Raw genomic sequence first — 22,671 nt, 5'->3', positions numbered from 1 at the left:
CTCCCAGCCGGCGGCTTCCCGCACCCCGACCAACGCCGCACCCCGAAGACCCCCGCACACCCCGCACCGCACTCCCCGCACCGCACACCCCGCAAAGCAGCGAACGGCGCCGTCTGCCTCGGGGGAGGCGGACGGCGCCGTTCAGGGCATGCGGGAGGTCACTCCCACTCGATGGTCCCCGGCGGCTTCGACGTGACGTCGAGGACCACGCGGTTCACGTCGGCGACCTCGTTCGTGATGCGGGTCGAGATCTTGGCGAGGACGTCGTACGGCATGCGCGTCCAGTCGGCCGTCATGGCGTCCTCGGACGAGACGGGGCGCAGCACGATCGGGTGGCCGTAGGTGCGGCCGTCGCCCTGGACGCCGACGCTGCGGACGTCCGCCAGCAGCACGACCGGGCACTGCCAGATGTCGCGGTCGAGACCGGCCTTCGTCAGTTCCTCACGGGCGATGGCGTCGGCCTCGCGCAGCAGGTCGAGGCGTTCCTTGGTGACCTCACCGACGATGCGGATACCGAGGCCGGGGCCCGGGAACGGCTGGCGCTGGACGATCTCGTCCGGCAGGCCGAGCTCGGCGCCGACCATCCGGACCTCGTCCTTGAACAGCTTGCGCAGCGGCTCGATGAGCTTGAACTCGAGGTCCTCGGGGAGGCCACCCACGTTGTGGTGGGACTTGATGTTCGCCGTGCCGGTGCCGCCGCCGGACTCGACCACGTCGGGGTAGAGCGTGCCCTGGACCAGGAACTCGACCGGCTGGTCGCCGGGGGCCTCGGCGATGATCTCCGCCTGGGCCTGCTCGAAGACCCGGATGAACTCGCGGCCGATGATCTTCCGCTTCTCCTCGGGGTCGGAGACCCCGGCGAGCGCGGCGAGGAACCGCTCCTGGGCGTCGACGACCTTCAGCTGCACGCCGGTCGCGGCGACGAAGTCCTTCTCGACCTGTTCGGTCTCGTCCTTGCGCATCAGGCCGTGGTCGACGTACACGCAGGTCAGCTGCGAGCCGATGGCCTTCTGCACGAGGGCGGCGGCGACGGCGGAGTCCACACCGCCGGACAGGCCGCAGATCGCGCGCTTGGTGCCGACCTGCTCGCGGATCGCGGCGACCTGCTCGTCGATGACGTTGCCGGTCGTCCAGTCCGGCTTGAGGCCGGCGCCGCGGTAGAGGAAGTGCTCCAGGACCTGCTGGCCGTGCGTGGAGTGCATCACCTCGGGGTGGTACTGCACGCCGTACAGCTTCTTCTCGTCGTCCTCGAAGGCGGCGACCGGCACGACGTCCGTGGACGCGGTGACCGTGAAGCCCTCGGGCGCCGCGCTGCACGCGTCGCCGTGCGACATCCACACGGACTGCTCGGTGGGCGTCCCCTCGAAGAGGGTGGAGCCGGCCTTGGAGACGGCGAGCGGCGTACGGCCGTACTCGCGCGCGCCGGTGTTGTCGACGGTGCCGCCGAGGGTGGCCGCCATCAGCTGGAAGCCATAGCACATGCCGAAGACGGGGACACCGGCCTCGAAGAGGGCGCGGTCCAGGGTGGGCGCGTGCTCCGCGTACACCGAAGACGGGCCGCCGGAGAGGATTATCGCCGCGGGCTTCTTGGCGAGCATCTCGGAGACGGGCATCGTGCTCGGCACGATCTCGCTGTAGACCCGTGCCTCACGGACGCGACGGGCGATGAGCTGGGCGTACTGCGCTCCGAAGTCGACGACCAGAACGGTGTCGGGAGCGGCGGCAGCGTGGGGCGCTGATGGCACGGCGGCGGCCTTCCGGCGTTGAGCGATGAGCGAGAGGCTCAGTGCGTGTGCAGGGGGTCTGTTTTGTCGATTCTACCGGGCTCGACGTGGCCTTCCTCGTCGCATCCGACGGACCTTGCCCCCGGTGAGCACTGTCTGGACAGCCGTCTCAATATCCGAGCCGCCCGCCGAACGGATTGACCCGGCCCACGGGCGTGGGGGCATACTGGCCCCGTGAACAAGCACCTCGCCTTCCTCTTTACCTATGGCAACCGGCCCGCCGGCTGCCATGGTCGAGCTGCTTGATCCACTGACAAGCGACTTCCCAGGCGCCCCGGGCCGACAAGGCCCGGGGCGTTCTGTCATTTCCGGGCCTTGTCGCTCCGGGGCACCTCATCCGTCAACGGATCAACGGATCAACGGATCACGGGAATCACCGCCACCTCAGGAACCCGAAACCCGAACCCCGAACCCCGAACCCGACAATCACCTGGAGCCCCACATGACCGCCACCGCCACTGCCACCGCCACCACCCCCGCCGAGAAGACCGGCGCCCGCACCCCCGAAGCCGCCGGTGTGATCGAGAACGCCCGCGAGCGGATCGACGCGCTCGACGACCGGATCATCGGCCTCGTCCAGGAACGGATGGCCGTCTCGGCCGTGATCCAGGAGGCCCGGATCACCTCGGGCGGGCGCCGCGTGAACCTCTCCCGGGAGATGGAGATCCTCGCCCACTACAGGGACGCGCTCGGCAAGCCCGGCACGACACTCGCGATGACGCTCCTGGAGCTGAGCCGCGGCCGTGTCTGAGCAGGCGTTCTGCGGACCGGACCTGAGTTCGGATCGCTTCTCACCCGTACGGCGCGTGACCGGTTCCGGCCGGGCTTCGTTGGTCCCGATGTCCGTGCCAGCCAGGGGCGGGCCGTAAGAACCACGCGTGGCTCCGCTGGAGCGATGAGGCGTACGGATCATGTCGTACGCCGTGGGACCTCGCTCCAGTGATGTGACCGGACGGCAGGGGACAGCAGCCCGGTCACCCAAGAGAACGGTCGGCTCCGGGGACGCCCGGGGCCGACCGGCCTCCGTCCCGACGGACCTCGAAGAGCGCCGCAACCCCTCCCCCGGCCCCACCCCGCAGCCCGCTTCCCTCGCGCCTCTGCCGCGGTGCCGCCCCGATCCCAGAGCTCCGGCCCTGTCCGGAATCCACCGTCCGGCCACCCGACCCTTATCGCTATAGATCGCTATAGATGGGGTCGAAATAGATGCGTCGAAATGGTTGCGTCCCCGAGAACCCATCGAGCACGATGCCTGGGAGGGCGAGCCGCAGGGCCCGTCCATCGCCTCACTGCCATTGGTCGATACCACGCGCGCGCCCTCAGTGCGCCGGGGCGGCCACCGGCGCCTCGAACTGCGGCGCACTCCCCCCGGCGCCGCCCCGAGGCATCGACGCCGCCCTGACGTCGGTGCCGACAGCGAAGGGCCCCGCGGATCCGTCCCGCGGGGCCCTTCGCTCTTACAGGCTCTCGCAGGCGGCGACTCGTGGCCTACAGCTTCTCGACCTTGGCGACCTGCGCCTCGACGATCTTCTCCGGCACGCCGAACTCCTTCGGCTTGAGCAGGTTGATCGAGTAGAAGGCGGCAAGCGTCGAACCGCTGCGCACCACCGTGAAGCTCATCGGCGTCTTCTGGCCCTCGATGAGACCCACGACCTTGTACGAGACCGCCTCGTCGCCCGCCTTCGGGGCGGTCAGCGCCGCGACCTCGCGGTACTTGGAGCCGGCGTGCTCGTACGCCTTGCACTTCTGCGTGGCCGTGCGGAGACCGTCCATGACCTTCTCCGCGTCGTCCTGCTCATGGGCGAGCAGCGCGAGCGTGATGATCGTGGCGTCCAGTTCGTCGGGACCGGTCATGGTCCGGCCGAGGCGGGCCTTCGACGCCGGGTCGGTGGCGAACATGAACATGTCCGCGAGCGGCTGGCAGGTCGCCGGGGCGGCGGCCACGGTCTGTGCGGGCATGTCCGCGGCGGACAGCTTCTCGATCTTGTAGCCCTTGAGGTCGCCCTTGGCCAGCACCGCCTTCTCCAGGTCGGCTGCGGACAGCGCGGCCGCCTTCGTGGCGGACGGCTTCGAGTCCTGCGCGGACTTGGCCGGTTCCGACGGCTTCTTGCCGTCGTCGTCACTCCCGCACGCTGCCGTCAGGCCCAGCGCGACCGTGACGGACGCGGCCACGACGGCCCGAGACACAGATGACTTCACGTTTCCTACCTTCATTCGCACGGCGCGGGGACAGACCCGCGCCGAGGCGAAATGAAAGCGGCAAACTCGCCAACTTTGCCAGCGATTTGCGTAACGATCAGGAACCACCGAAAAGGTTGTACGGGACGCGTGTGAAACGCGTGTGAAATCAGAGCTTGCGGAGCTGCGCCTCGACGATCGCGGCCGCCACCTTCGGGTCCTCGTCCGCCTTGGGCGTGCCGATGCCCTCCATGCCGTTCCGCTCGGCCTCCTTGTCCTCCTGGACACCGGCGGGGTCATACAGGTTCGACGCGTCGAAGACCGCGAGTGTGCCGCCGTCGCGCACGACCGTGACTGTCTGCCGGGCCACGTACTCGCCCTTGGGGTGGGCGAGTTTGTACGAGACCGCCTCGTCCCCCTTCTTGTCCGGTGTCTGCGGCTTGCCCGGCGCGGACAGCGGCCTGACCCCGAAGTAGCGGTGGCCGCCGACGCGGAAGGTGGCGCACTTCTTCGACTTCGACGCCGCGCGCAGGCCGGCCATGACGCGCTCCGCATCGGCCTCGGCATAGGCGGCCAGCCTGACGTCGGTCGTCGTGAGGTCCTTGCCGTCGGCGCCGGTCAGGATGCGGCCGACGTGGGCCTTCGCCTTCGGGGAGTTGGCGGCGCCAGGGCCGGTGCCGGTGTCGGGGCCGAGGAGCGCGGCGAGCGGAGCGCACACGGCGGGGTCGGTCTTCCTGGCCGCCTCCGGAGCCTTCGGGGCCTTCGAAGGCTCCACGCCCGCGGAACCGGAGGAGGCGTCGCGAGCCACCGGCTTCTCCACCCTGTAGCCCTTGACGTCACCCGCGACGAGGGCCGCCTTCTCCAGCCGGGTGGCAGCGCCGCCACCGCCCTTCGCGGAACCCGCGCCCGGCTTCGCCGACTTCTCGCCGCCGTCGCCGCTTCCGCCACAGGCCGCGGTCGCCCCGAGGGCGGCCACGACCGACACGGCCACCACGACACGCGACACAGCTGACTTCACGTTCTCTCCCCCATCGTTCCCGGTCCGGCCGAGGACCCACCCTTCTACGACGGAAGAAGATCGTTTCCGGTTCCCCCCTTCCCCCGGCCCCCCCCAACAGCCGCTCCCCCTCACCAGCCCGCGAGCCAGAACCGGAACGGACTGAGCAGCACGATCGCCAGCGCCATGCCGCCGATCACTATCACGACGCTCCACACCCGGCGGCGGCGCTCGGAGCGCGGGTCGCGGCGCGGCCCCGTGGGCGCCGCGCGCCAGTCGTCGGGCCGCCACCGCACGGGCTCGGCGTCACGCCTCGCGCGCCGACGGCGCAACCGCCCCATGCGTTCGGCCTCTTGGCGCGCGGCCTCCTCGTCGAGGCGCCGCAGCCTTTCGGCCACCATGCGGGCCCGCGCGGACGGCTCCTTCGGCGCCGTCGAGCGGATGTCCCGCTCACTGTCCTTCTCGAACTGCTTCCACACCTCGTCGGGTATGGCCAACGCTCTTCCCTCCCCGTGTCTCCCTGTGGTTCCCCGTATCCCCATCGCCCCCTCGGGCGGGGGCAGTTCTACGGCACCCCGCCACAGGGACACAACCCATGTGATCCACACCACATAAGAATTCTGTGAAAGCAAGGACAACCATTCACAGGGATCACAGGTCATGCATGAAGTAACAACAGACACATCCGCGGTCCCGCCGCGGGAACTTCCCTTTCCGCGCTGCCGACCGGGCGGCGCGCCGGACTTTATGAGGTCTCATGAAGCTTCGCCGTGCCATGGCAGCAGCGGCCGCCACGGCTGTCGTAGCGCCGCTGGCGCTCCTGGCCGCACCGGCCGCGTCCGCCACCGGCGGATCCGCCTTCTCGGTGGGCGCGCCGGCCGGGCAGGGCGAGGCCCCCGCTCCCACGAACACGACCACCGACGCGCCCAAGCAGCCCCCTGCCCCGACACAGGACCCGACGCGGGACACGCAGGACCCGACGCACAAGCCGACGCACAAGCCGACCAAGAAGGCTCCCCTGCCGAAGCCGAAGCTTCCGGTCGAGAAGCCGACGAAGCCGGGGGAACCGGGTGAGCCGGGCGGGACCGCGGAGGACGAGGACGAGGGCGAGAGGAAGCCGGCCCCGTGCAAGGTCGAGGGCGGCGACGTGCAGGACCCCGACTCCGTGCTGGAGATCGAGCTCTCGGGCCTGCCCGAGAAGATCGTCGCGGGCAGCGGCTGGCACCCGTTCGAGCTGTCCGCCACCAACCCCACCGACGAGCCGCTCGGCGAGGTCGAGTGGACCATGTTCGTGAACGGCAGGTCGAAGACCGCCGACGGGCAGAGCCGGCTGCGGAAGTACGCCACCCTCCAGTACCTCGACCCCGAGACCGAGACCTGGAAGTCGACCAGGGGCGGGGGCGGCGGCCTCGCCTTCGACGTCATCGAGCTCGGCACCGAGGAGACGGCCGACATCGAACTGCGGCTCAAAGTCGACGCCAAGGCCCCGGCCGGCAAGGGCTACGCGATCGGCCTCGGCGATTACGTGGACTCCGAGCTGGACTGCACGCGCAACTCCTTCGCGAACCAGCCGCTGACCATCCGCAGGCCCGGTGACCAGGCCGAGCACCCGGGCACACCGAAGCCGAAGCCGACCCTGACGCCGACCGTGCGGCCCTCGGCGACGCCGTCCGCGACCGCGACCGCCGCGCCGCAGCCGCAGGGCACCGCCAACGGGCCGGTGAACGGCAGCCTCGCCGAGACCGGTTCCAGCTCGGCACTGCCGGCCATCGGCCTCGTCGGCGGCGCCGCCGTGGTCATCGGCGCGGGCGCGGTGTTCGTCGTACGTCGCCGCAAGGCCGACACCGCCGCGTAGGCGGCACAGCCGCGTAAGTCACAGCGGCACCTGATCACGCGGAAGGACCTGCGCTCGGAGGGGGGCGCAGGTCCTTACGTGTATCAAGTTCCGCTATAGGTGCATCAAGTGCCGCTATCAGTACCGCTACTGCTCGGGCGCCGCCGACGGCATCGCCGGCATCCCCAGGAACGGCAGCTTCAGCGCGCCGAAGGCGTCCGCCGGGACCGCCGGGGTCTTCGGCTCCACGGCCGCGAGCCGCTCGTACGGCCGGCCCTGCGCCGGACGCGGGTCCTCGCCACCCTTGTTGGGCCAGAACGACATCGCCCGCTCGGCCTGCGCGGTTATCGTCAGGGACGGGTTCACGCCGAGGTTCGCGGAGACCGCGGCGCCGTCGACCACCGAGATGCCCGGGTGGCCGTAGAGCCGGTGGTAGGGATCGATGACGCCGGTCTCCGCCGAGTCGCCGATGGGGCAGCCGCCGAGGAAGTGGGCGGTCAGCGGAGTGCCCATCAGCTCGCCTATGTTCGAACCCGCGAAGCCGTTGATCTCCTGGGCCAGGAGCGTCGCCGCGCGCGTGGCCTCGGGGATCTGGTCGGGGTTCGGCGCGCCGTGGCCCTGGCGGGCGGTGAGCAGGCCCTTCCCGAGGCCCTTCTCCTTGCGGTACGTGGTCAGGGAGTTGTCGAGCGACTGCATGACCAGGCCGATGATGGTCCGCTCCGACCAGCGCCGGTTGGAGAGCGAACGGAACAGGAGCGAGGGGTGGCGGGCCACGTTGCCGAGCCAGCCGGTGACCCGCGCCTTGCCGCCCCGCACGCTGTACGGGACCTGGAGCACCGTCAGGCTGCCCATGGCGTTGGACTTCTTGCCGTAGCGGACGGGCTCGATGTGCGTGTTCGCGTTCGGGTGGATCGACGAGGTGATGGCGACGCCCCGGGTGAAGTCGACCCGCTTCGCGCCGTGCCGCTTGCGGTAGCGGCGGTCGGTGGTCTGGGCGCCCACGAGCGCCTCGGAGTTGGTGCGGGTCAGCGTGCCGAGGCGCGGGGAGACGCGGGGCAGCAGGCCGCTGTCCTTCATGCGGTGCAGGAGTGTCTGCGTGCCGTACGTACCGGCGGCGACGACGACCTTGCGGGCGCGGAACGTACGCCCCTTGCCCTTGCGCTTGGCGTCGGTCGGCAGCGTCCCGACGGCGAAGCCGCCGCGCGAGTCCTCGGTGAGGGTGACGACGGAGGTCATCGGGTGGATGACCGCGCCCGCCTTCTCCGCGAGGTGGAGGTAGTTCTCGTTGAGGGTGTTCTTCGCGCCGTGCCGGCAGCCGGTCATGCACTCGCCGCACTCGGTGCAGGCCCGCCGCGCCGGTCCCGCGCCGCCGAAGTAGGGGTCGGGGACCTCGCCGCCGGGCCGCGTCGTCGCCGTACCGTCCGCGTCGTCCTTGTCGCCGAAGAAGACGCCGACGGGCGCCATGTGGAAGGTGTCGCCGACGCCCATGGCCTCGGCGGTCGCCTTCAGGTGGACGTCGGAGGGCGTCGTCGTCGGGTTGAGCCGCACGCCGAGCATGCGCTTGGCCTGCTCGTAGTAGGGGCGCAGCTCGTCCTGCCAGTCCGTGATGTCCTTCCACTGCGGGTCTTCGAAGAACGGGGCGGGCGGTACGTAGAGCGTGTTGGCGTAGTTCAGTGAGCCGCCGCCGACTCCGGCGCCCGCGAGGACCATCACGTTGCCCAGCAGGTGTATGCGCTGGATGCCGAACAGGCCGAGCGCCGGGGCCCAGAGGTAGTTCTTCAGGTCCCAGGAGTTCTTGGGCAGCGTCGCCCGCGTGAAGCGCCGCCCGGCTTCGAGCACGCCGACGCGGTAGCCCTTCTCCGTCAGGCGCAGCGCGGACACGGCGCCGCCGAAGCCGCTGCCCACGATGACTACGTCGTAGTCGTACTCGTCGTCGCCCGCCTGGATCCGGGCAGAGCTCTCCTGTGACATCGACTCTCCTCGTCAAATTGCCCGCGGCCGTCTGTGGTTGCTCGTGCAGTTCCCCGCGCCCCTTACGGGACGCTGCTAACGCAGTCGGAACGCCTTCATGACCTTCAGGCTCGTGGTCATGAACGCCGCGTACTTCTCGTCGTCCAGGCCGAAGGAGGGGGCCAGCGGCACCAGCCGCTGCTGGGCGACGGTCTGGGCCTCGGTGAACTTGAGGATGCCCTCGGAGCCGTGTCGGCGGCCGAGGCCCGAGTCCTTCATGCCGCCCATCGGGGACTGCACGCTGCCGTAGGCGGGCGCGTAGCCCTCGTTGACGTTGACCGTGCCGGTGCGCAGGCGGGCGGCGATCTCGCGGCCGCGGCGGCCGTCCTTCGTCCAGACCGAGGAGTTCAGGCCGTACGACGTGGAGTTGGCCAGCTCGATCGCCTCGTTCTCGTCCGTGAAACGGTAGACGGAGACGACCGGGCCGAAGGTCTCCTCGGTGCAGACCGCCATGGGCGCCTCGACTCCGTCCAATATGGTCGGCTCGAAGAAGTACGGGCCTATGTCGGGGCGTGCGACGCCGCCCGCGACCAGCGTGGCGCCCTTGGCGACGGCCTCCTCGACGTGCCGGGTCACGGTCTCCAGCTGCCGTTCGCCGACGAGCGAGCCCATGTCGGCGCCGTACGTGAGGGACGTGCCGAGCCGCATCGCCTTCGTCCGCTCGGCGAAGCGCTCCAGGAACCGGTCGGCGATCGACTCGTGGACGTACAGCCGCTCGATGGATATGCACAGCTGGCCCGCGGAGGAGAAGCAGGCGCGCACCGCGCCTGCGGCGGCCTTGTCGACGTCGGCGTCGTGCAGGACCAGCATGGCGTTCTTGCCGCCGAGTTCGAGCGAGACGCCGACCAGGCGGGCAGCGGCGCCCTGCGCGACCGCGCGGCCGGTGCGGGTGGAGCCGGTGAAGGAGACGTAGTCGGCGTGCCTGACGACCTCGGGGCCGACGACCGGGCCCTCACCGAGGACGACCTGGAAGACCTCGGACGGCAGCCCCGCCTCGATGATCAGGTCACGGGCCCACAGGGCGGTCAGGCAGGTCTCCGTGTCCGGCTTCATCACGAGGGCGTTGCCCGCGACGAGGGCGGGCAGCGCGTCGCCGATGGAGAGTTCGAGCGGGTAGTTCCAGGGGGCGATCTGCCCGACGACGCCGCGCGGCTGGCGGTTCTCGGTGACCTTGGTGAGCGTCGGGACGACGCCGGTGTGCCGCTTGGGGCTCAGGTACGAGGGGGCCTTGCGGCCGTAGTGCCGGGCGGCGACCGCGACGGCCTGGATCTCCTCGTGGGCGTGGAGGCGGGCCTTGCCGGTCTCCAGCTGGATCAGGTCGAGCACCTCGGCCTGGCGCTGGAGCACCAGGTCGTGGAAGCGGAGCAGGACGGCCGCGCGCTGCCGCACCGGGGTGCGGGCCCAGGCGATCTGGGCGGTGCGGGCCCGCTGGAAGGCGGTGGCCACGTCCTCGGGGGTGGACTCGGGCAGGTCGGCCAGCTTCTCGCCGGTGAGCGGCGTGTGGTTGGCCGTGCGCCGCGACCCGATGACGTCACGGGTGAGCTGGGCTATCAGCTCGGGCGTGACCACGTCGGCGGCGGTACGCGCGCCTTCGGGGGCCGGGGCGGTCGGGTTGGTTCCGAGGGGCGCTGCGGTGGCCTGCGAGTCCGTCATGCTCGTGAGAGTAGGCCCACGTCAGGGTTTTGGGTACCCATCGGTAACGGGCTTCACGGGCCACTCGCACGGCGCCAGTGATTGCTGGCGGCAAAGCCGCTGATCAGGGCGTTGTCACGGCCCGCACCCCTCCTGGGGCCTTTTCAGAGCTTGTCGATCTCCAGCTCCGCGATGGCGGTCTCCGCGACCTCGCGGCCGCGGGCCGTGAAGTCGCCCTTGCCCGGGTAGTCGATCCACAGCCGGTACATGTCGCCCGACCTGGTCCGGTAGTAGAAGATCTTGGCCTCGTGCGGCAGCTCGGTCTGCGAGTCGGTGTACGTGACCGTGTTCACGGCGGCGGCCCGGTCCTTGAACTTGGTCTCCTTGGTCTTCCCGTCCGGCGCGGGATCGCTGTCCATGTCGCTGAACAACGACTCGCCGCTCTCCTTGAACTTCTCCATGTCGGCGTACGCCTGGGCCGCCGAGGACCCGGCGATGTCCTGGGACGTGTCGGTCTTCTCGGCGCGGTCGAGCGTGATGAAGATGGCGCCGCTCGGGTCGTCGTAGCGGATCCAGCTCTCGTTCGTGTCGGTCGGTTCCGGCTTGCTCTCCACGTAGTGCGCCGGCGCGGAGACGGTGGCGGCGACCACTGCCGCCTTGTGCTTCTTCCAGCCCTCCGCCTGCGACGCGCCTTCGAAGGGGTTCACGGCCACCAGCACGCCCGCCGCCACCGCCGCGACGACCACTCCGGCTATGACGGCCAGCGCCTTGCGGCTCAGGAAGACGCCCTTGCCGTTACGTCCGTCGCCGCCGCCCGCGACCGTGACGACCTGCGTCGGCGCGGGCTGCGGCGGCTTGGCCGCTTCCTCCAGGAGGGCGCGGACCCGCGCGGCGTCCGGGCGCTGCGCGGGGTCCTTGGCCAGCAGGCCGTTGATGGCGCGGGCGAGCGGTCCCGAGGCCGAGGCGGGCGCGGCGGGCGTCGCGTTGAGCACCGACTGGAGCGTCGCCGGGGTGTTGCTGCGGCGGAACGGCGAGACGCCCTCCGTCGCCGCGTACAGCACGACGCCCAGCGACCAGAGGTCGGAGGCCGGTCCTGGCCGCTGCCCGAGGACCCGCTCCGGGGCGATGAATTCGGGCGAGCCGACGAAGCCGCCGGTGTCGGTCAGGTTGGTCTCGCCCTCGATCTGGGCTATGCCGAAGTCGGTGAGGATGACCCGGTCGTGCCTGCCGAGCATGACGTTGTCCGGCTTCACGTCACGGTGCAGGATGCCCGCCTGGTGCGCGGCGTCCAGGGCGTTCAGGACCTCCAGGCCGATGCGCGCGGCGTCACGGGCGTCCAGCGTGCCCTCCTGGAGCGCGGCGCCGAGCGAGCGGCCCTGCACCAGCTCCATGACGATCCACGGCTGCCCGTCCTCGACCGCCACGTCATGGACGTCGACCACCGCGGGGTGGTCCAGGCGGGCGGCGGCGCGTGCCTCGCGGCGCATCCGCTCGAAGGCGTTGGCGCGCTCGCGCTCGGGCAGGTGGTCGGGCAGGCGCGGCTCCTTCACGGCGACCTCGCGGTCCACCGTCTCGTCCCTGGCGCGCCACACGGTGCCCATGCCGCCGTGGCCGAGCTTGGCGAGCAGCCGGTAGCGGCCCGCGATCAGCCGCCCGGCGCCGGGGTCTGGGGCGGGGTGAGGGGCGGGGTGAGGGGCGGGGTGGGGCTGCGCGTACGGATTGGGCTGCCCCGGAACACCAGGCTGCCGCGGCTGCTGCAAGCCGAAACTCGTGGGCTCGTACGGGCCGTAGGAGGCTCCCCCGTCATGACTCATGCCCCCATGCCTACCCTGCCGGGCACCTCCGTTTCCAGCCAGCCCCCCCCACTTGTGACCTGGGTGATGCACGCGACGGGACACCGTCCACGTACGTGTCCAGTCGCCCGCGTACGTGCCTGGTCACCGGCGTACGAACGTGTCCACCGCCGTGTCGAAGTACTTCCGCGTCTGATCCGCCTCCGCCGCCGGTCCCGAGACCCACACGTCGTACATCCGGCCGCCCTCCTCCCAGCACAGGTCGTACGTGTGCCGCTCGCCGGCCGGTTCCTCGAAACCGTCCCACGTGAACTCCAGGAGGGCGGCCGGGCGGCCGTTGCGCGTGGTCTGGGTGATCTCGCCGCCGCGGTAACCCGGGTTGGTCCGCGGCCCCTCGGCATCCGCGCGGCGCTGCGCGGCGAGCGGGCCGCCGGGCTCCCGGGCGGACTCCTTGATGCCGATGCGGTAGGTGCCGCTCGGCGAGACGTAGAAGACGCGGGGGCCCTCGCTCTGGCGCGTGAAGCCCTTCGGCACGGCGATCGTGAAGCCCTCCGGGTCCTTCGCCAGGCGGTAGCCGTCGGGCGGCTGAGGGGCGGGCGGCCGGGGCGTACGGGTGCTCTGGGTGACCGTCACGGTGGGCGTCGGGCCGCTGACGGAGGTGGAGGGCAAGGCCGAGTTCGCCGGCGTACCGCCGTCCCCGTCCCGGCCGAGCAGCAGCGCGGCGGCCGAGACCCCGGCCCCCGCCACGGCCGCCGCCAGCGCCCCGGCGATCAGCATGACCCGCCCCTGACGGCCGCGCGGCGCCGGCTCCGGGAGCCCGGCGCCCGGCCTGCCGTGCACCGGCCGCGCGGGCATGTGCCCGGTGTCGACGTACGCCCGCAGCAGCCGCTCCGCCCCCGCCGCGTCGAGGCGTCGCCGCGGGTCGCGCTCCAGGAGGCCGAGGACGACCGGGAGGAGCGGCGCCGCGCTGTCCGGCGGGCGTATCTCCTCGTAGACCACGGCGTGCAGGACACCGCCGATGGAGTCCCTGCGGAAGGGCGACTCACCGGCCAGCGCGGTGACGAGCAGCGCGCCGAGCGACCACAGGTCCGACTCCGGTCCGGTCCGCTCCCCCGCGATGCGCTCGGGCGCGGTGTACTCGGGCGAGCCCACGAACGACCCCACCTCCGTGAGCGTCGTCGCCCCGCTGACCTGCGCGATCCCGAAGTCGGTGAGGACGACACGGCCGGTGGCCCGCTCCACGAGTACGTTGGCGGGCTTGAGGTCCCGGTGCAGGATGCCCGCCTCGTGGGCCGTACTCAGGGCGCCGAGGAGGTTGATGCCCATCCGCGCGACCGCCTGCGCGTCCAGCGGTCCGGCCCGCGCGATCTGCCCCGCGAGGGAGCCGCCCTCGATCAACTCCATCACTATGTAGGGCTGTTCGTCCTGTACGACGACGTCGTGGACGACGACGATGTGCGGATGCCGCAGCTGCGCCACCGCCCGCGCCTCACGCAGGGTCCGCTCGCGCGCCTGGGTGGCCTCGGTGTCGGAGAGCGACTCGTCCCGCTCCAGTTCCTTGACGGCGACCTGGCGCGCGAGCAGCAGATCGGTGGCCCGCCACACGACCCCCATGCCGCCCCTGCCGAGCCGCGCCTCCAGGCGGTAACGGCCCGCGATCACACGGGCGCTGCTCCCACCTGCGTGGTCACCCAGGCTCCCCATGCGGCCATCATGCCCCACACGTGTGCGAACGGAATGCGTGTCACCCGGCGGCTGGCGGGTTCCGGCCGCACTGGCCGGGCGCGCCGGGGGCGCACCACGCGCCTCGGGGGCGGACGCGGGCGCTCAGCCCTTGTGCCCCTCCCGCCATCCCAGCAGCATCGCGTCGAACTGCTCGCGGGCGGTGTCCCAGTCGTCGGCGGGGGCCGACATGTAGATGGCGTACTCCACGCCATCACGGCTGAGATACGTCTGTTCGATGGCGCGGCGCGGACCCCTCGTGGTGTCGTTCGCCCCGGCCCGCCAGCTGAACTCCCAGAGCGCGCCCGGCCGGTCGCGGAAGGTGTTGGAGTTGAGGTGCAGCCGCCGGTAGTCCGGGAGCCGCAGGGTCTTCTCCAGCGCCAACAGGTGCAGGTACGAGGTCTCGTACTGCGGGTCCCTGTCGACGCCGATGCGCAGGAAGCGGCGGCCGCCGTCGGGGGTGTAGTCGATCTGGTTGCCGTCCATCTGGCGCTTCCAGCCCTTGGGCAGCATGAGGCTGAAGCCGCCCGGGTCCTTCACCCGCCGCCAGTCCGCGGGGATGCCGCCCACGCTCTCGGCCGCGTCACGGCCTGCCGTGGACCGCTCCTGGCCGCCGCCTCCGGTGACGTGCAGATAGCCGAAGACACCGCCGCCGCCGAGCAGCGCCGCCGCGACGGTGAGCGCGACCACGGCGAGCCTGCGGCGGCGCCTCCCGGCCGGGCGGGCGGGTCGGGAGGGTGCCCGCCGGGCACCGTGGGGGCGGCCGCGGCCCCTCGGCCACGGTGGCGGCATCGCGTCGCGGCGTGGAGGCTTACTGCCCGTGGCGTGCGTCCGCGTCGGCGCGTAGGGCCGCGCCGTGTTCGGCCGCCTGCCCTCCGCCGCCTCGGCGAGCATTCGCTCGGCCTCCTCGGCGCCGGGCCTGGCCGTCGGATCCTTGCGCAGGAGGGCGCTGATGACGGGCGCGAGGACCCCCGCGTGCCCGGGCGGCGCGGGCTCCTCGGTGACCACGGCCTGCATGGTGCCGATCGGCGACGTGCGCCGGAACGGCGAGTTGCCCTCGACCGCCGTGTACAGCGTCGCGCCGAGCGCCCACAGGTCGGACGCGGGGCCGGGGTTGGCGCCGCTGACCCGCTCGGGCGCCAAGTAGTCCACGGAACCGACGACTTCCCCGGTCCGCGTGATCGTCGAGTCCCCCTCGATCGCCGCGATCCCGAAGTCGGTGAGCAGGACCCGCCGGTCCTCCGCCAGGAGTACGTTGCCGGGCTTGACGTCGCGGTGCAGCACCCCGGCGGCGTGCGCGGCGCGCAGGGCCTTGAGCGTCCACAGGCCGATGCGGGCGGCCTCGACCGCGTCGACGCGGCCCTGCTCCTTGACGGCGTCGGCCAGCGAACAGCCCTCCACCAGCTCCATCACGATCCAGGGCCGGTCGTCGTACTCCAGGACGTCATGGACGGTGACCACGGCGGGGTGGTTGATCCGGGCGGCGGCCCGCGCCTCGGCGTGCGTACGCGCGAGGAGGATCGCGCGGTCGGCCTCCTGCACGTACTGCGCGGCCGTCAGCTCCTTGACGGCGACGGCACGGTGCAGCACCTCGTCCCGGGCACGCCACACCCGGCCCATGCCACCGCGGCCGATGGACTCCCCGAGTCGGTAGCGGCCCGCGAGGAGCAGGCCCTGGCTCTGATTCACGTTCCCCCGCAATGGTCTTGACAGGGCCCAGGTTAAGGAGAGGGGAGCGCGCGCGGAACCACAGGGGGCCTACGGAGACCTCAATGTGACGCATGCCGTGCATGTACCGGCGTGGGCTAGTCAGTGACCTGGTACGTCTTCGACGCCTGCTCGAACAGCCGTGTCACTTCGTCCCGCTCGGCCTCGGGTCCCCGCACCTGCACCACGTGGTACTTCCCGCCGACGATCATCGCGAGGTTGCGCACATAGACCTCGCGGCCCTCCCCGTCCTGCCAGGTGAACTGCCCCTCCGCCATGGCCCGCCCGCCCACGTCGATGCGGCGCATGCCGCTGGAGGTGGCCCAGGAGGAGTCGCGGAACGGCTGGAGCTCGCGCTCGTGCTCACGCTGGTAGCCTTCGGGGTCGCTGAACCGTTAGCCCACCGTGTGTCCGCGCCCCGGCCACCACGGCGACGCTGCGCGAAGCCCGACGTCGGTCCGGGCTTCCTGCGAACTGGGGTCGTTGGAGCCTCTCGTCGGCGCCCGCTTCGCCTCGGGCCGGCTCGGCGGCGCGGCGCCCGCGATGCCGCCCCGGCCTGGCGGCCGTGGCCCCCGGTGGTGGCGGGCACGGCGGCGCGGCGCCTGCGCACGACCTCGCCGCGACGGCGTACGACGGGCAGTCGTCCTGCGTCGTACGGCGGCACCGGCACGACATGTGCCCCGGCCTCCGGCTCCGGGGCCGAGCGCACCAGGGAGCGGAGCCAGCCGCTCAGCTCCTCGAAGTCGAGCCGGTCGGTGGGGTCCTGACGCAGCAGGGACTCGACGACGGGCCGCAGCGGGCCGCACTCCTCGGCGAAGGCGGGCGGCTCGGCGCACACGAGCTGCACGAGTTCAGCGGTGCTGTCCTCGGGGTAGGGCGCGTGTCCCTGCACGGCGCGGAAGAGCAGCGCCCCGAGGGCCCACAGGTCGGTGGCGGGGCCGATCGGCGCGGCGAGCTGCCAGTTCTCGTGCACGGGCCCGGCCTGCTCGGGGGCCCACCGTTCGGTGACGGCCCCGACGACCACCATGCGCGCGTGCCGGGCCCGCTCGGCGGCCAGAGCGGTGCCGGGCCCACGCGGCCCTCCCGCCTCACCGTCGGCCACGTCCCACGCAGCGCGCTTCTCGCGGGCGCTGGCGGGGGTGGGCGCGGGGGGCTGGTGGCGGTTGGGGGGCTCGTGTGGTGCGTGGGGTGGCTGAGGCTGGTGGGGAGCACGGGGCTGGTGGGGTACAGGGGCCCGTTGCTGCTGGCCGGGCTCGTAGGGTGAGCGGCGCTCATGGGGTGCACGGGGTCCTTGCTGTGCGCCGGGCTCGTAGGGTGAGCGGGGCTCATGGGGCGCGCGGGACCCCTGCTGCACACCGGGCTCATGGGGTGAGCGGGGCTCATGAGGTCCGCAGGACCCCTGCTGCACACCGGACTCGTAGGGTGAGCGCGACTCGTAGGGTCCGCCAACGCCCCGCCCGCCGGGCCCACGGCGCTCGGCGCCCTCCACCGCGCCCCGCTGACCGCCGCCGCGCGGAACCGCGCCGTGCCAGGGCTTCGTGTCGCCGACTCCATAGGGGTCCGAGATCCGTCCGGCCGTCCCGGGCTGCGTATCACCGCCCCGAGGGCCCGGCACGCCCGCGGAACCAGGCCCGGTGCCACCCGCGTCCGCCCGGGCGGCGGCTCCTCGACCCGGGCCGAGGCCCGCGCGGCCCCGCGCGATACGCCGCGATGGACCCGCCGCGCGCGGCCCGCGCCTCGCCCCGAGCGGAGCCCTCGGCTTCGGCCGCCTCCGCCGCGTCCACGGCCTGGCCGGCCCGCCGCACCGCGGCCCGCGAAGCACCGCCGTCCCGCGAGTACCCCGCGAACTCCCCGCCCCGCTCGACCTCTTCGTACGCCTCCGGAGCGGGCTCAAGCGGCATCCCTCGGTCCTCGTACCCCACCTCCGAGGCGCCCTCAAACGCGGCCACGTTCCCGACCGACCCCGCCGAACCGGTGGCCTCCCCCGCCTCCACGGGCCGGGGGTCGTACCCGCACAGGGCCTCCTCGGCCGCGCCGGCCGCGAGTCCCGTCAGCATCACGCGGCCGTCGTCGCAGATCAGCACCGTGCGCGCGGTGATGTTCCGGTGCACCCAGCCGTGCGCGTGCAGCACGCGCAGCGCCGCCAGGACGTCCGCCGCGACCTCCGCCGCCCGGTACGGGCTGAGCGGCCGGTCCGCGAGGAGTGCCGCCAGCGGCCTCGCCGCCACCAACTCGCTGACTATCCACAGCGAACCACCCTCGGCGAACACGTCGAACACCTGGTCGAGCCGCGGATGGTCCGGAATCTGCGCGGCCGTCTGCGCCGCCTCCATCGCGCGCCGCACGGCCGGATCCGTGGGCCTGCGCGTCGTGCGCGCCGAGGCCCGCCGCGCTCCGGCCCCTCCCGGACGTGCGCCCGCCCGAGGCACGAAGCCCTCGGGCAGGTCGTCCTCGTCGAGCACCTCCGCCTCGACGACTTCGGGCAACGGCACCTGCCTGACCAGGACTTCCTGCCCGCTGTAGGTGTCGAAGGCACGGGCTTCGGCGAGCTCGTACTCGTCCGAGGGAGGCAGCGGCAGGCGGTAGCGGTCGGCGAGCACCCGTCCCGCATAGTCGTCCACGATGCCTCCCCCGTCCGCCCGGTGGTCAATTCCGTTCGACTTGCGGCTCGTTACGGCTGTGTACGGACCGCAAGCATTCACGATACGTGCCGTGGGCGAACCGCAATGAGGGGATACGAGATCTCAGCTCACGACTTCGGCTGGAACGTCCTCGTGAAGGTCCGCCACGCGGCCCGCCGCTGCTCGCCCTTCCAGTCATCGGCCTTGGCGGTGTACATCATTCCGTAACCGAGCCCGCCGTTGACGACGAAGCCGCGGTCGACGGAACGGTACTTCGTGCCGCCGTCCACGTAGGTGAACTCCCAGTCGGCGGTGTTCCACCCGCGGAAGTCCACCTTCTCGATCCTTATCCGGTCGTACTGCGACCGGACCATGTAGTTCTCCTGGTTCTTCCAGTCGCTCACCGGGTTGTCCTTGGGCGTGGTCGTCCAACCGATCAGCAGCTTCTGGCTGTTGGGCCCGGTGAACCGCGCGCCCGCCCTGCCCGTGGACTGGTACTTCCACCCCTTCGGCAGCCCGATCTTGAAACCCTGGTCGTGCTCGTACGTCGACGCCGCGCCGTCACCCGGCTTCTTGCCGTCGTCCTGGCTGGGGTCGTGCCCCTCGCCCTCGTCCGAGTCCGCCTCGTCGTCCTTGCCCGGGTCCTTGCCCTGGCCCTGGCCCTGCCCCTTGTCGCCCTCGGAGCCGGCACCGGAACCGGAGCTGCCGCCCGTCTCCTTGCCGGTGTCCTTGCCGTCCTCGCGCTGGTCCCCGCCCCCGGACGCCCCGCTGGACGCGGCCTTGTCGCCGCCCTTGCCGCCCTGGGCGGAGCCGCCGTCACCGCCGTTCGACAGCGCGAAAGCCAACACCGTGCCCAGCACGGCGAGTACGGCCACCACGGAGACGATGACCAGCGTCCGGCGCGGCACCACATCGGTGAGCGACGCCTTGGGCGGCACCCGGGGCGCCGTCCGCGGCGGCGCGCTCGGCGCCTGCGGCACGGCGGCACCGCTCCTGTGCCCGGCCACGCCGGAGGCCACAGGACCAGAACCCGAGCCCGCGGCGCCCGCAGCACCGGCCCCCGTGGCCGACGCGGCGGCCTTGCGGACCGACCGCAGCGCACCCTTCAGCCGATCGGCGGCCTCCTCGCCCTTGCGCCCGGCGACGGACCCGGAGGCGGCGGACGCACCGGCGGCACCGGCGGCCGCGCCCGCCTTCTTCGTCAGCCTCGCCGGCATGCCCGGCCCGGAAGCCTTGGGCGCCTTGGGCGGCTTGGACAGCCTGCTGGTCTTCGCCGGCTGCGGCGGCGCCGGAGGCAGCGGCACGACCTTGGTCGCCTCGACCGGTTCCGGCTCCGCCCTGGTCTCCGGCGCGTGGATGACGTCCCTCAGGAGCGCCCGCGCCCCGGCGTCGTCGAGCCGCTGCTGGGGGTCCTTGGCGAGCAGGCCGTAGATGACCGGCTCCAACGGCCCCGCGTTCTTGGGCTTGTCGACGTCCTCGGTCATCACCGCCGTCAGGGTCGCGATGGCCGAGCCCTTGTCGTACGGAGGGACGCCCTCCACCGCCGCGTACAGCAGGCCGCCCAGCGACCACAGGTCGGCCGCCGGGCCCGGCTTGTGCCCGCGCGCCCGCTCCGGGGAGATGTACGAGGGCGCGCCGACGAGCATGCCCGTCGACGTGATGGACGGGTCGCCCTCGACCTGGGCGATGCCGAAGTCCGTGAGCACGACCCGGCCGTCCTCGGCGATCAGCACGTTCGACGGCTTCACGTCGCGGTGCAGGATCCCCTCGCGGTGCGCGGACCGCAGCACGTCGAGGATGGCGAGGCCGACCTCGGCCGCCCGCCTCGGCGTGAGCACGCCGTCCTCGCGGATCGCCTCCGCGAGGGACTTGCCCTCGACCAGCTCCATCACGATCCACGGCCGGTCGTCCTCGTCGACGACGTCGTAGACCGTCACGGCGCTGGTGTTGCGGATCCGCGCGATCGCCTTGGCCTCGCGCAGCGTCCGTGTGATGAGCCGCCGCTTCTCGTCCTCGTCGATGCTCGTCGGGAACCGCAGCTCCTTCACCGCGACCGTACGGCCCAGCGTCTCGTCCTTGGCGCGCCACACGGTGCCCATGCCGCCGCGGCCGAGCACCTCTCCCAGCCGGTACCGGCCGGCGAGGAGACGTTCGCTCTTGTCCCGACGGGCCTCACCCGTCTGCTCCGCGTCCGACATGCGTCCCCTCTGCTGCTACCGCTGCTACCCGAGCAACCCGCCCTGACAGAGCCTTCATTGTCCCTTACTCAAGGACCGGCCGGCGCCCAGGGTCCACCGTCCCTCATGAGGGACCGCGTACCGGGAGGAAGTGCCATGCCGACACCGCGCTCACCGGCGACCGTGATCCTGGCGGCGATCCTCATCTGCCTGACGGCAGGCCCACCGCACCGCACGGCGTCGGCCACGGATGCCACTCTTCCGCTGCTCACCGGTCCCGGCAAGGCCCCGGCCGCGGCCCTCCTGCCCCGGGAGCGCTCCACACCACCCCCACGCCCCTCGGCCCCCGCCGTCAATCCTCCCTCACAGGGCCTCAACAACCCTGTGGGACAAGGCCCGTAACCCCGGCGCGCAGCTTTCCGGGGCCAGCGCTCGGAATCCGCCCGGCTGAAACTGCCCGGCTGAATCCGCCCGGCTAACCGAGCGGCGCGATGTCCGGCGCGCCCAGCCGCGCCGCGTCCGCCGTCAGGTCGTCCGGTTGGCGCTGCGACTCCCGCTCGGCCTCCACCCGCTTCTCGTAGTGCTGCACCTCCCGCTCGATCTGGTCCTTGTCCCAGCCGAGGACCGGCGCCATCAGCTCGGCGCACTCCCGGGCGCTGCGCGTGCCCCGGTCGAACGTCTCGATGGAGATGCGGGTCCGCCGGGTCAGGACGTCGTCGAGGTGCCGGGCGCCCTCGTGTGACGCGGCGTAGACGACCTCGGCCCGGAGGTAGTCGTCGGCTCCCGGCAGGGGCTCGCCCAGCTTCGGGTCGGTGGTGATGAGTTCGAGCACCTCTTCGGCGAGCGAGCCGTAGCGGTTCAACAGGTGCTCCACGCGCACGACATGAAGACCCGTCTGGGCGGCGATCCTCGCGCGGGCGTTCCACAGCGCTTTGTACCCCTCGGCACCGACCAGCGGGATGTCCTCGGTCACGCAGTCGGCGACCCGCTGGTCAAGGCCGTGCACGGCCTCGTCGACGGCGTCCTTGGCCATCACCCGGTACGTCGTGTACTTGCCGCCCGCGACGACCACCAGGCCGGGTGCCGGATGCGCGACCGTGTGTTCGCGCGACAGTTTGCTCGTGGCGTCCGACTCGCCGGCGAGCAGCGGCCGAAGGCCCGCGTACACCCCCTGGACGTCGTCGCGGGAGAGCGGCACCGCGAGCACCGTGTTCACGTGTTCGAGCAGGTAGTCGATGTCGGCGCTGGAGGCGGCCGGGTGGGCCTTGTCGAGGTCCCAGTCCGTGTCGGTCGTGCCCACGATCCAGTGCCGCCCCCAGGGGATGACAAAGAGGACGCTCTTCTCGGTCCGCAGGATCAGGCCGGTCGAGGAGCTGATCCGGTCCTTGGGGACGACCAGGTGGATGCCTTTGGACGCCCTGACGTGGAACTGGCCGCGTTCGCCGACCATCGCCTGGGTGTCGTCCGTCCACACGCCCGTGGCGTTCACGATCTGCTTGGCGCGGACCTCGTACTCCCCGCCGCCCTCCACGTCCTGCACCCGGGCGCCGACCACGCGCTCGCCCTCGCGCAGGAAGCCGGTGACCCGCGCGCGGTTGGCGACCTTCGCCCCATACGCCGAAGCGGTGCGCACCAGGGTGGCGACATAGCGGGCGTCGTCCATCTGCGCGTCGTAGTACTGCATCGCGCCGACCAGCGCGTCCTTCTTCAGGCACGGGGCGACGCGCAGGGCGTGGCGGCGCGTCAGATGGCGGTGCATGGGCAGGCCGCGGCCGTGTCCGCGCGACATCGACATGGCGTCGTAGAGCGCGACGCCCGAGCCGGCGTACAGCCTCTCCCAGCCCTTGTGCTGCAAGGGATAGAGGAACGGCACCGGCTTCACCAGATGCGGGGCGAGCCGCTCCAGGAGCAGGCCGCGCTCCTTCAGCGCCTCCCGGACGAGCGCGAAGTCGAGCATCTCCAGATAGCGCAGCCCGCCGTGGATCAGCTTGCTCGACCGGCTCGACGTGCCCGAGGCCCAGTCACGGGCCTCGACGAGGCCGGTGGACAGGCCGCGGGTCACCGCGTCGAGGGCGGTCCCGGCGCCGACCACCCCCGCGCCCACCACCAGGATGTCCAGCTCCCTCTCGGCCATTCCCGCAAGTGACTCGGCACGCTCCGCCGGCCCCAGTGTCGCTGTCCTCACCGCTGCCTCCCGCTGTGATCGGGTGTGGTCGGAC

The 22,671-nt window shown here is 72.1% G+C and carries 14 protein-coding genes and 1 pseudogene; 3 read left to right on the top strand and 12 right to left on the bottom strand.

Going from position 1 to position 22,671, the window contains the following annotated elements:
- Positions 1–158: 158 nt before the first annotated feature.
- Entirely contained in the window at positions 159–1,745 is a 1,587-nt protein-coding gene (guaA, locus tag KKZ08_RS23155; protein ID WP_223776267.1) for a glutamine-hydrolyzing GMP synthase, read from the bottom strand.
- Positions 1,746–2,226: 481 nt separating this feature from the next.
- Here guaA and KKZ08_RS23150 point away from each other — a divergent pair, with 481 nt between their 5' ends.
- Positions 2,227–2,535, top strand: a complete 309-nt coding sequence (locus tag KKZ08_RS23150) for a chorismate mutase (protein WP_223776266.1) — start codon at positions 2,227–2,229, stop codon at positions 2,533–2,535.
- A gap of 734 nt (positions 2,536–3,269) precedes the next feature.
- Here the strand turns inward: KKZ08_RS23150 and KKZ08_RS23145 are convergent.
- The 3 genes from KKZ08_RS23145 to KKZ08_RS23135 form a co-directional block, all read right to left on the bottom strand.
- Entirely contained in the window at positions 3,270–3,980 is a 711-nt protein-coding gene (locus tag KKZ08_RS23145; protein ID WP_223776265.1) for a hypothetical protein, read from the bottom strand.
- A gap of 148 nt (positions 3,981–4,128) precedes the next feature.
- Positions 4,129–4,977, bottom strand: a complete 849-nt coding sequence (locus KKZ08_RS23140) for a hypothetical protein (RefSeq protein ID WP_223776264.1) — start codon at positions 4,975–4,977, stop codon at positions 4,129–4,131.
- A 110-nt stretch (positions 4,978–5,087) separates the two neighbouring features.
- A complete protein-coding gene (locus KKZ08_RS23135; protein ID WP_223776263.1) occupies positions 5,088–5,453 on the bottom strand; it encodes a hypothetical protein in 366 nt (121 codons plus the stop codon).
- Between the two features lie 260 nt (positions 5,454–5,713).
- Between KKZ08_RS23135 and KKZ08_RS23130 the strand changes: the two genes are divergently transcribed.
- Complete coding sequence (locus KKZ08_RS23130) at positions 5,714–6,811, top strand: LAETG motif-containing sortase-dependent surface protein (protein WP_223776262.1); 1,098 nt, start codon at positions 5,714–5,716, stop codon at positions 6,809–6,811.
- A gap of 126 nt (positions 6,812–6,937) precedes the next feature.
- Here the strand turns inward: KKZ08_RS23130 and KKZ08_RS23125 are convergent, their stop codons facing one another.
- The 7 genes and pseudogenes from KKZ08_RS23125 to KKZ08_RS23095 form a co-directional block, all read right to left on the bottom strand.
- Positions 6,938–8,761, bottom strand: a complete 1,824-nt coding sequence (locus KKZ08_RS23125; protein WP_223776261.1) for a GMC family oxidoreductase — start codon at positions 8,759–8,761, stop codon at positions 6,938–6,940.
- A gap of 75 nt (positions 8,762–8,836) precedes the next feature.
- Complete coding sequence (locus tag KKZ08_RS23120) at positions 8,837–10,453, bottom strand: succinic semialdehyde dehydrogenase (RefSeq protein ID WP_223776260.1); 1,617 nt, start codon at positions 10,451–10,453, stop codon at positions 8,837–8,839.
- Positions 10,454–10,596: 143 nt separating this feature from the next.
- Positions 10,597–12,246 carry a serine/threonine-protein kinase gene (locus KKZ08_RS23115; protein WP_223776259.1) on the bottom strand — a complete coding sequence of 550 codons (1,650 nt, stop codon included), beginning with the start codon at positions 12,244–12,246 and terminating at the stop codon, positions 10,597–10,599.
- Positions 12,247–12,369: 123 nt separating this feature from the next.
- Positions 12,370–13,929, bottom strand: coding sequence for a serine/threonine-protein kinase (locus KKZ08_RS23110; RefSeq protein WP_223776258.1), 1,560 nt, complete (start codon positions 13,927–13,929; stop codon positions 12,370–12,372).
- Positions 13,930–14,052: 123 nt separating this feature from the next.
- Positions 14,053–15,567: a serine/threonine-protein kinase gene (locus KKZ08_RS23105; RefSeq protein WP_263303405.1), complete on the bottom strand. Its 1,515-nt coding sequence runs from the start codon at positions 15,565–15,567 to the stop codon at positions 14,053–14,055.
- Positions 15,568–15,752: 185 nt separating this feature from the next.
- Positions 15,753–18,275 (bottom strand): annotated as a pseudogene (locus tag KKZ08_RS23100) (protein kinase).
- Positions 18,276–18,403: 128 nt separating this feature from the next.
- Positions 18,404–20,473, bottom strand: a complete 2,070-nt coding sequence (locus KKZ08_RS23095; protein WP_223776256.1) for a serine/threonine-protein kinase — start codon at positions 20,471–20,473, stop codon at positions 18,404–18,406.
- A gap of 135 nt (positions 20,474–20,608) precedes the next feature.
- Between KKZ08_RS23095 and KKZ08_RS23090 the strand changes: the two genes are divergently transcribed.
- Positions 20,609–20,854, top strand: coding sequence for a hypothetical protein (locus KKZ08_RS23090; protein WP_223776255.1), 246 nt, complete (start codon positions 20,609–20,611; stop codon positions 20,852–20,854).
- Positions 20,855–20,927: 73 nt separating this feature from the next.
- Here the strand turns inward: KKZ08_RS23090 and KKZ08_RS23085 are convergent, their stop codons facing one another.
- Positions 20,928–22,637 carry a glycerol-3-phosphate dehydrogenase/oxidase gene (locus KKZ08_RS23085; RefSeq protein WP_223776254.1) on the bottom strand — a complete coding sequence of 570 codons (1,710 nt, stop codon included), beginning with the start codon at positions 22,635–22,637 and terminating at the stop codon, positions 20,928–20,930.
- Positions 22,638–22,671 lie beyond the last annotated feature (34 nt).

The sequence above is a fragment of the Streptomyces sp. 135 genome (assembly GCF_020026305.1).
Taxonomy (GTDB): Bacteria; Actinomycetota; Actinomycetes; order Streptomycetales; family Streptomycetaceae; genus Streptomyces.
Note: the sequence above shows the minus strand (reverse complement) of the source record. Positions and strands in the feature narration are given on the sequence as shown.